This is a genomic window from Brevundimonas sp. CURTG3B2_SDJG, assembly GCF_057364705.1.
Genome location: NZ_JBNFOJ010000117.1, coordinates 1 through 8,886 on the forward strand (window position 1 = coordinate 1; position 8,886 = coordinate 8,886).

Here is an 8,886-nt window from a genome sequence, read left to right on the forward strand (position 1 = left end):
CCCCGGCCACCCAGTCGCGGCGACGCGCGGCGGTGCGCCAGTTCTACCGCTTCGCCCTGGGCGAGGCCTGGCGCCCGGACGACCCCTCGCGCCGGCTGGACGCGCCGAAACAGGGACGATCCCTGCCCAAGACCCTCTCCGGCGAGGAAATCGAACGCCTGCTGGAGGCCTCCAGCCGCCGCGACGGAGCGGCCGGCGTCCGGCTGGTCGCCTTGGTCGAGCTGGCCTACGCCTCGGGTCTGCGCGTCTCGGAGCTGCTGGCGCTGAAGGTCGAGGCCGTGCGCCGCGATCCCGCCTGGCTGATCGTGCGCGGAAAGGGCGGGAAGGAAAGACTGGCGCCCCTGAACGCCTCGGCGCGCGAGGCGGTGAAGGCCTGGCTGGCCGCTCGCGACGCGGCCCGCAAGCCCGAGACGCCCGATAGCGTCTGGCTGTTCCCCTCCCCCGTCGGCAAGAGCCACCTGACCCCGCGCCGCTTCGCCCAGTTGCTGGACCAGGCCGCCGTGGACGCGGGCCTGGACCCGGCCCGGGTCAGCCCCCACGTCCTGCGCCACGCCTTCGCCACCCATCTGCTGGAGGGTGGAGCCGACCTCCGCGTGGTCCAGACCCTTTTGGGCCACGCCGACATCGCCACCACCCAGATCTACACCCACGTCGCCACCGACAGGCTGGCCAGGATGGTGCGTTCAAAGCACCCTCTGGCGCGGGAGGACTGAACCGCCGCTTGCCCCCTGGCGTTGACCTGACTAGGTTCCGCCGCCTTCCGAAGCGCCGAACGGCGCGCAAAGCAAAGACGCCTTGATGGCCGCCCACTACCTCGACTTCGAAAAGCCGATCGCCGACCTGGAGGCCAAGATCGAGGAGCTGTCGCTGCTGGCCTCGACGGCCGGGTCGTTCGATTCGGAGATCGAGGGCCTGCGCAAGAAGGCCGAGCAGCTTCGCAAGAAGACCTATGCCGCGCTCGACCCGTGGATGAAAACCGCCGTCGCGCGTCACCCGCAACGTCCGCACTTCGTCGATTACGTCGAGGCCCTGTTCACCGATTTCGTCGAACTGAAGGGCGACCGCCAGTTCGGCGACGACCAGGCCATCCTGGGCGGTCTGGCCCGCTTCCGTGGTCAATCGGTCGTCGTGATGGGCCACGAGAAGGGCCACGACACCCAGACCCGCCTGACCCACAATTTCGGCATGGCCCGGCCGGAGGGCTATCGCAAGGCGGTCCGCCTGATGGATATGGCCGAGCAGTACGGCCTGCCGGTCCTGACCTTCGTCGACACCGCCGGCGCCTACCCAGGCCTGGGCGCCGAGGAGCGCGGCCAGGCCGAGGCCATCGCCCGCTCCACCGAACGTGGCCTGACGCTGGGCGTGCCCTCCATCGCCACCATCACCGGCGAAGGCGGGTCGGGCGGGGCCATCGCCATCGCCTCGGCTTCCCGGGTCCTGATGTTGGAGCATTCGATCTATTCGGTGATCTCGCCCGAAGGCGCGGCCGGCATCCTGTGGCGCGACGGCGGACGGGCCAAGGACGCCGCCATGGCCATGAAAATCACCGCGCCCGACCTGGTCGAGCTGAAGATCGTGGACCGCATCATTCCCGAGCCGATCGGCGGGCCCACGCCGACCGCGAGGGCGCCATGGCCGGCGTGGGCGACGCCTTGGCGGACGAACTGAAGACTCTGTCCGGCCTGTCCCCCGACCAGTTGCGCCGCGACAGAGCGGCGCGCTTCTACGCCATCGGCCGACTCGGCTAAGACCGTTAACCTTGCGCACACCGGCGTCTGACAGCGTCGCGTCATCCGGGTTTTCCGGTCTTCGTTCGCGCTGAGGACGACTGTATGAGTCAAGGGCTGGCCGAGGCGCTGCGCGACAGCGCCGTGATCAATCTGACCGGCGCGGTGACCATGGTCGTCGATGATTCGCCGTTCGGCCTGGACATCACCGCCAGCGCCCTGCTCGGCTTCGGCATCAAGACCAAGTACGCCTGCCATAGCGCCGCCGAGGCGATCGACATCCTGAAGGACCATCCCGTCGACCTGATCGTCGTCGACAGCGAAATGCCGGACATGGACGGCTATGCGATGGTGCGCTGGCTGCGGCGCTCGGGCCTGGATCCCAACGCCTTCGCCCCCGTCATCATGACCGCCGCCCACGTCCGCCGATCACGCGTGTCCGAGGCGCGCGACTGCGGCGCGAACTTCGTCATCACCAAGCCTTTCAGCGCCGCCAGCCTGCTGGAGCGGATCGTCTGGGTCGCCCGTGACAGCCGCCCCTTCCTGGAGGTGGGCGACTATTTCGGCCCTGACCGGCGCTTCCGAGCGGGTCGCGCGCCCGGGGAGGAGCGCCGCTCCGACCTGATCCGCAAGGCTGCGCTTCGAGGCCGAGAAGGCCGCCGCGGCGGAAGGGCGCGCATGAGCGCGGTCATCACCCACGCTCGGCGGCGATCGCGCCTGTCCAGGATCATCGACGAGGCCGGGGGCGTCAGCATCGGCGCGGCCCTGGCCCAGGCGCGCGCAAACCTCGACGCCATGCAGCCCCGCAGTCTCGAGGAGATAGGGGCCCGCATCGCGGAATTGGCGGCTGTCCGCGCGCCGGCCCCGGGCGAGGACGAACAGGCGGCCCTGGGCGCCGTGTACCGGCTGGCCAACGCCGTCATCGACTCCGCCGGGCCGTTCGACCATCAGGACCTCTGCTTCGCCGCGGCTTCCCTGTGCGACCTCGTGGACGCCGCCTCGCCCGGCGCCCGTTCGACTGGCGCGTGGTTCCGGTCTTCGCCCAGTCGCTGCGGCTGCTCATGACCCTGCCCGCCGACTCCGGGGAGCAACGCCATGAGATCCGGGCCGAGCTGGACCGGCTGATCGACCAGAAGCTCGGCCGCGCGGGCTGAGCCTAGACCGGCTGGCGCGCCCCTCGCGTCTGCTTGCGCCACAGGGCCGCGTATTCGCCGCCCTGGCGGGCCACCAACTGATGGTGCGCCCCTCGCTCGATAACGCGGCCGGCCTTCAGGACCAGAATCTGGTCGGCGTCGGCGATCGTCGACAGGCGGTGCGCCACCACCAGGGTCGTGCGCCCCGAGCGCGCCTTGCGCAGCGTCTTCTGGATCGCCGCCTCGGTGCGGCTGTCCAGGGCGCTGGTCGCCTCGTCCAGGATCAGGATGCAGGGGTCGGCCAGAAGGGCGCGCGCGATACCGACCCTCTGGCGCTCCCCACCCGACAGCTTCAGGCCGCGCTCGCCGACCACGGTGTCCAGCCCGTCCGGCAGGGCCCGGATGAACTCGTCCAGCTCCGCGGCGTCCGCCGCCGCCCAGATCGCCGCCTCGTCCGCCTCGGGCCGGGCGAAGCCGATGTTGGCCCTGAGCGTGTCGTTGAACAGGGCGACATCCTGCGGCACCAGCGCCACCGCCGCGCGGAGGGATTCCTGCGTCACCGCCCGGACGTCGCGTCCGTCGATCAGCACCCGGCCCTGCTGGGGGTCCAGCAGCCGCAGGGCCAGCTTCACGATCGTCGACTTGCCTGACCCCGAAGGTCCGACCAACGCTGTGGTCGTGCCCGGTGCGGCCACGAAGGAGACGTCCTCCAGGCCGTTCGCCCGCGCGTCGTGCCGGAAGCCCACGTCCTCGAACCTCAACTCGGCCGCGCAGCCGTCGGCGGGCCGGGGCAGGACGACCGCGTCGGGGGCGTCGGCGACCTGCGGCGTCTGCCGCGTCACCTTCAGCATCTCCTCCATATCTATGAAGGATTGGCGGATTTCTCGGTAGGCAAAGCCCAGGATGTTCAGCGGAGCGTAGAGGCTGATCATGATCAGCACGGCCGCCGTCACGTCGCCCGGCCCCATCCGCCCGGCCGCAGCCTCGAAGCCGGCCAACACCGCCATCACGCCCAGGCCGACGTTCATGATCACCGCCTGGATCACGTTCAGCAGCGCCAGGGAGCTGTTCGCCTTCAGGGCCGCCCGGGTGTAGTCGCCCAGCGCCTGGTCATAGGTCCGCGCGGCCCGCGCCTCGGCCCCGAACGATTTGACCGTTTCGTAGTTCAGCAGCGCGTCCACCGACACGCCGGCGGCCTGGGTGTCGGCCGTGTTCATCTCGCGCCGGTGCTCGATCCGCCAATTCGACAGGGCGAAGGTCGAGACGGCGTAGATCGCCACCACGATCACCGCCAGGGCCCCGAAACGCCAGTCGTAGCGGCCGCCCAGCACGCCGGCGGCCAGCACCAGTTCGACCCCGGTCGGGACCAGGTTGAACGCCAGGATGCGCAGCAGGAAGTCCACCGCCCGTGAGCCCCGGTCCATGGTCCGCGACAGCGACCCTGACCGCTTGGTCTGGTGGAAGTCCAGCGACAGGCTCAAGGCATGCGCGAAGGTTTCGGCCGCCGCCGTGCGCTGAGCGGCGGCGCGCACCGGCGCGAAGACCACGTCCGAGGCGTTGGGCGCGATCGCCGACAGCAGCCGCACGAAGGCCCATCCCACGGCGAAGGCGGCGAAGCCCAGGCCGAAGGCGACGCCCGGCCCCCTGCCCCGCGGCCAGATGGTTCACCGCCGCACCGAGCACCAGGGGGGCCAGCACGCCCCAGGCCCTGCCGCCCAGGGTCATGGCGATGGCGGCGACCAGCCTCAGGCGCAGCTGGGGCGCGTTCGAGCGCTGGACCAGCCTGGCCAGATCGGCCAGCGCATGCCAGGTCGGCGGCCCGTCCGGCGCGGTCGTCACGCCTGCCTGGGCCGCCTTCGCCACCGGATCGCGACGCCGTCCGGATCGTTCACCACGCATAGCCATGGCCCGGATATGGACCGATGCGGGCGCGGCGCAAAGGCCTGGATCGGATCAGACCTTCGCGCCGTGCTTGGCGTATTCCAGTTTGGCGATGGTGCGGTTGTGCACCTCGTCCGGCCCGTCGGCGAGGCGAAGCGTCCGCACCCCGGCGTAGAGCTCGGCCAGCGGGGTGTCGCCCGACACGCCCGCGCCGCCGAAGGCCTGGATCGCGTCGTCGATGATCTTCAGCGCCATGCGTGGCGCCGCGACCTTGATCTGGGCGATCTCGGACTTGGCGTTCTTGGCCCCCGCCTGGTCGATCATCCAGGCGGCCTTCAGCACCATCAGGCGGGACATCTCGATGTTGATGCGCGCCTCGGCGACCCGCTGCTCCCAGACCGAGTGCTCGGCGATCTTCTTCTTGAACGCCGTGCGGGTCAGCAGCCGCTCGACCATCAGATCCAGCGCCCGCTCCGCCGCGCCGATGGTGCGCATGCAATGGTGGATGCGGCCTGGCCCCAGCCGGCCCTGGGCGATCTCGAAGCCGCGGCCTTCGCCTGCGATCAGGTTCTCGGCCGGCACGCGAACGTTCTCCAGCACCACCTCGGCGTGGCCGATCGGGCGCTCGTCATAGCCGAACACCGACAGCATCCGCTCGATGCGGAAGCCGGGCGTGTTCACCGGCACCAGGATCTGCGACTGCTGCTGGTGCATCGCCGCGCCGGTGTCGGTCTTGCCCATGACGATGGTGATGGCGACGTTCGGATGGCCCATGTTGGTGGACCACCACTTGCGCCCGTTGATCACGTAGTGGTCGCCGTCGCGCTCGATGCGCGTCTCGATGTTGGTGGCGTCGGACGAAGCCACCGCCGGCTCGGTCATCAGGAAGGCCGAGCGGATCTCGCCGGCCATCAGCGGCTTCAGCCAGCGCGCCTGCTGCTCGGCGTTCCCGTACATGTGCAGCACCTCCATGTTGCCGGTGTCGGGGGCGTTGCAGTTGAACACCTCCGCCGACCACAGGTGACGGCCCATGATCTCCGCCAGGGGGGCGTACTCCAAGTTGGTCAACCCCGCGCCGTGCTCGCCCGGCAGGAACATGTTCCAGAGGCCGGCCTCCCGGGCCTGGGCCTTCATCTCCTCCATGACGGGCGGCTGGCGGGTGTGGTCCTCGCGGACCTGAGCCCAGTACTCCGCCGAGCGGGGGATGATCTTGTCATCCATGAAGCGCTGGACGCGCTCCTGCCAGTGCAGGGCCTTGTCGCTGTGCCGGAATTCCATGGGAGGTTCCTCGTCGATAAGCAAACGGCGCGACGTCCGGGGACGTCGCGCCGCTGGAAGGGTCTGGTCTAGAGCCGGCTCAACGCTTCAGCAGCGGGGCCAGCTTCTGGGCGATCATCATGTCGCCGGCGATCTTCAGCTTGCCCTGCATGAAGGCCATCATCGGGTCCAGCTTGCCCTCGGACAGGGACATGAAGTCGTCCCACGAGATCGAGACGGTGGCGTCGGCAGGCTTGTCCTCGTTGGTCACCGTGTTCGGCGACGAGGCCCCGTCGATGAAGATCTTGCCGGCGTCGCCCAGGTCCAGCTTCACGGTCTTTCCCAGACCGGAATTGTCGCCCACGGCGCCGCGGATGTATTCGGTGACTTCAGCCAGATCGGGCATGCGGGTCTCTCCCAGAGAACGGTTGAGGTTTCGACCTAGACCGCGCGGCGGCGGCTGCCAAGATCACGTGGCGTCAAGTTCGCGTGGGTCGCCACAAGAAGTGACATTATGTCAGTAGAATGCCGTGTCGGCGTCCAGCAGAGGCCGCGCCGAGGCCTCGGCCTCGATCCGGTCCAGCCGTTCCCGCCGGGCCCGCGCGCGGCGTCGTAGTCGGGTCCCGGCGCGTCGAAGCCGTAGGGGTTGCTGGCCGGAGCGGCCTCCGGTTGCGGCGCCGTGGGAGACACCACCGGAACGTCTCGCCAGACCCGGGCGGGCGGCGGCGGTTCGTCGGCCGGCTCCAACCAGGCCGAGGCGTAGGCGGCCTGATAGCCGTCCGCATCGACGTCTTCGGATTGCGTCGCCGGGACCAGGGTCGGATCGTAGCCGTCGACCAACTGACCGACCTCCATCCTTTCGCCGGGGGACACCTCGGGTTCCACGGGCGCGATCACGCTGATCTGGACGGCGTCTCCGGAGTCGATCGGGGCGGCGGACGGCAACGGAATGCTGTTCAGCGCGAACAAGCCCAGCGCCGTCGCCGCCAGGGCCGAGACCGGGACGATGATCATCCAGGGCCTCAGCCGCGGGGCCGCGGTTCCGGACGTAAGAGGCATGACATGGCTCCGCTGACACTCCACCGAGAGAAACCGCCAACCAGGCTTTGGTTCACACCGCCAGCCGATACCCCACCGCCGGCTCGGTCTGGATCAACCGCGGTTGGGCCGGATCAGCCTCCAGCTTGTGACGCAGCTGGCCGATCACGACCCGCAGATACTGGGTGTCCTCCGCGTGGGCCGCCCCCCACACCGCCGTCAGCAGATCGCGATGCCCGATGACCTTGCCCGCGTCCCGCGCCAGCCGCGCCAGCACCTCGTACTCCTTGGGCGTCAGCCGCACGGGCTCGCCCCCCTTCGACACCCGGCGGCGCTCCAGATCGATCATCACCTCGCCCGCCGTCAGCGGGCCGGTATCCTCGGGCCGCGCCCTGGCCTGCCGCAGGTTGACGCGCAACCGGGCCAGCAGCTCGCCCACCCCGAACGGCTTTTCGACATAGTCGTTGGCTCCCAGGTCCAAGGCCGCGATCTTCTCCGCCTCGCGGTCCCGGGCCGACAACACGATGATCGGGCCGGCGTAGAACTCCCGCGCTCGCGCCAGCACGTCCTTGCCGTCCATGTCGGGCAGGCCCAGGTCCAGCACCACCGCGTCGGGCGACCACAGGGCGATGCCCCTTAAGCCCTCCTGCCCGCTGTCCGCCCGCTTGGGATCGTATCCGGCGGCGTCCAGCGCCGGCGACAGGAAGCGGTGGATCTGCGGCTCGTCGTCGATGACCAGGATCTGCGGGCGTAGGGCGGACATGAGGTGACGCTAGAGAAGATCGGGATGGGTGGCGACAGCCTTGGGCAGGCTGATCAGCACGCGCGTGCCCCGTCCCTCGGCGATGGGGCTGGCGGCGGCGATGCGGCCGTTCAGGGCCTCCACGAAGCCCTTGGCGATGGCCAGGCCCAGGCCCGCGCCCTTGGAGCGGTCGGTGGATTCCTCCATGCGCCGGAACTTGTCGAACACCCGCTCCAGTTCGGCGGTCGGAATGCCCTTGCCCTCGTCCTCGATCGAGATGACCACCGAGCCGCGGTCTTCATAGGCGGCGAGCTCAATCGTCGATCCGTCCGGGCTGTAGGCGATGGCGTTCTCCAGGATGTTGACCAGGGCCTGCTCCAGAAGCCCCGGATCGGCCTGGACCACCGACAGGCTGGCCGGGAAGTCGCGGGTCATTCGGCGCGTCTGCAGGCGGCGCGCGACCCGTTCGGCGGCCGCGTTCAGCACGTCGCGGGCGTCGATCCAGTCGCTCTTGACGTTCAGCCCGCCGCCTTCCAGCCGCGTCATGTCCAGCAGGTCGCCGACGTAGCGGCTCAGTCGCTCCGCCTCCTCGCGGATCGACAGCAGCAGGTCGGCGCGCACCGTCGGCGTCAGGGACTTGCCGTAGTCGATCAGGGTCGTCGCCGCCCCCAGCACCGTCGACAGCGGCGTGCGCAGGTCGTGGCTGACCGAGTTCATCAAGGCTGACCGAAAACGGTCGGCGCGCCGCAGGGTCTCGGTCTCGACCGCATTGGTCGCCAGCTCGGCGCGCTCGAGCGACACGGCCCCCTGGTCCAGCAGCGCCAGCGCCAGCCGCTCCTCGTCGGATCCCGGCGATAGGCCGGCGGCCTCGATCCCGGCGACTCCGGCGCGTCCGCGCACGCCCTCCAGCGGCCGAAAGGTCCAGCCGCCCCTGCGGCAGGTGCCGGTTCCGAAGCCGGCCGGCTCGCCCCTTTCCCAGGCCCACCGCGCCGCGCCCATCACGTCTGGGGTCAGCAGGGCCTCGGCGGCTTCCAGCGCGTCGGGCGCCGACGCCAACCAGTAGTCAGATCGCCTTCCTCGGGCAGCAGGACCATCGCCCGGGCCCCCG

The 8,886-nt window shown here is 70.0% G+C and carries 8 protein-coding genes and 1 pseudogene; 3 read left to right on the forward strand and 6 right to left on the reverse strand.

What is annotated here, in order from left to right; genetic code table 11:
* The 3 genes and pseudogenes from AC2W7C_RS09455 to AC2W7C_RS09465 form a co-directional block, all read left to right on the forward strand.
* The coding region (locus AC2W7C_RS09455) for a tyrosine recombinase (RefSeq protein ID WP_486001210.1) at positions 1–713 on the forward strand (713 nt) is incomplete at its 5' end.
* Between the two features lie 85 nt (positions 714–798).
* A pseudogene (locus AC2W7C_RS09460) lies at positions 799–1,748 on the forward strand (acetyl-CoA carboxylase carboxyltransferase subunit alpha).
* A gap of 84 nt (positions 1,749–1,832) precedes the next feature.
* Complete coding sequence (locus AC2W7C_RS09465; RefSeq protein ID WP_486001211.1) at positions 1,833–2,792, forward strand: response regulator; 960 nt, start codon at positions 1,833–1,835, stop codon at positions 2,790–2,792.
* A 91-nt stretch (positions 2,793–2,883) separates the two neighbouring features.
* Here AC2W7C_RS09465 and AC2W7C_RS09470 read toward each other — a convergent pair whose 3' ends face one another.
* The 6 genes from AC2W7C_RS09470 to AC2W7C_RS09495 form a co-directional block, all read right to left on the reverse strand.
* Complete coding sequence (locus tag AC2W7C_RS09470) at positions 2,884–4,461, reverse strand: ABCB family ABC transporter ATP-binding protein/permease (protein WP_486001212.1); 1,578 nt, start codon at positions 4,459–4,461, stop codon at positions 2,884–2,886.
* Between the two features lie 352 nt (positions 4,462–4,813).
* Positions 4,814–6,019 (reverse strand): acyl-CoA dehydrogenase family protein, encoded by a 1,206-nt coding sequence (locus tag AC2W7C_RS09475; RefSeq protein ID WP_486001213.1) that lies wholly within the window; start codon positions 6,017–6,019, stop codon positions 4,814–4,816.
* A 79-nt stretch (positions 6,020–6,098) separates the two neighbouring features.
* Positions 6,099–6,404 (reverse strand): SCP2 sterol-binding domain-containing protein, encoded by a 306-nt coding sequence (locus AC2W7C_RS09480; protein WP_486001214.1) that lies wholly within the window; start codon positions 6,402–6,404, stop codon positions 6,099–6,101.
* A gap of 35 nt (positions 6,405–6,439) precedes the next feature.
* Positions 6,440–7,012, reverse strand: a complete 573-nt coding sequence (locus tag AC2W7C_RS09485; protein WP_486001215.1) for a hypothetical protein — start codon at positions 7,010–7,012, stop codon at positions 6,440–6,442.
* 97 nt (positions 7,013–7,109) lie between these two features.
* The gene (locus tag AC2W7C_RS09490) at positions 7,110–7,799 is read right to left on the reverse strand and encodes a response regulator (RefSeq protein WP_486001216.1); all 690 of its coding nucleotides are present in this window, start codon (positions 7,797–7,799) and stop codon (positions 7,110–7,112) included.
* 9 nt (positions 7,800–7,808) lie between these two features.
* A partial coding sequence (locus AC2W7C_RS09495) for a sensor histidine kinase (RefSeq protein ID WP_486001217.1) occupies positions 7,809–8,886 on the reverse strand: 1,078 nt, incomplete at its 5' end.

Excerpts from the sequence above, each read along its gene's own strand:
- AC2W7C_RS09465 (WP_486001211.1), top strand. The coding sequence starts at position 1,833 with ATGAGTCAAGGGCTGGCCGAGGCGCTGCGCGACAGCGCCGTGATCAAT.
- AC2W7C_RS09475 (WP_486001213.1), bottom strand. The coding sequence starts at position 6,019 with ATGGAATTCCGGCACAGCGACAAGGCCCTGCACTGGCAGGAGCGCGTC.
- AC2W7C_RS09480 (WP_486001214.1), bottom strand. The coding sequence starts at position 6,404 with ATGCCCGATCTGGCTGAAGTCACCGAATACATCCGCGGCGCCGTGGGC.
- AC2W7C_RS09485 (WP_486001215.1), bottom strand. The coding sequence starts at position 7,012 with ATGATCATCGTCCCGGTCTCGGCCCTGGCGGCGACGGCGCTGGGCTTG.
- AC2W7C_RS09490 (WP_486001216.1), bottom strand. The coding sequence starts at position 7,799 with ATGTCCGCCCTACGCCCGCAGATCCTGGTCATCGACGACGAGCCGCAG.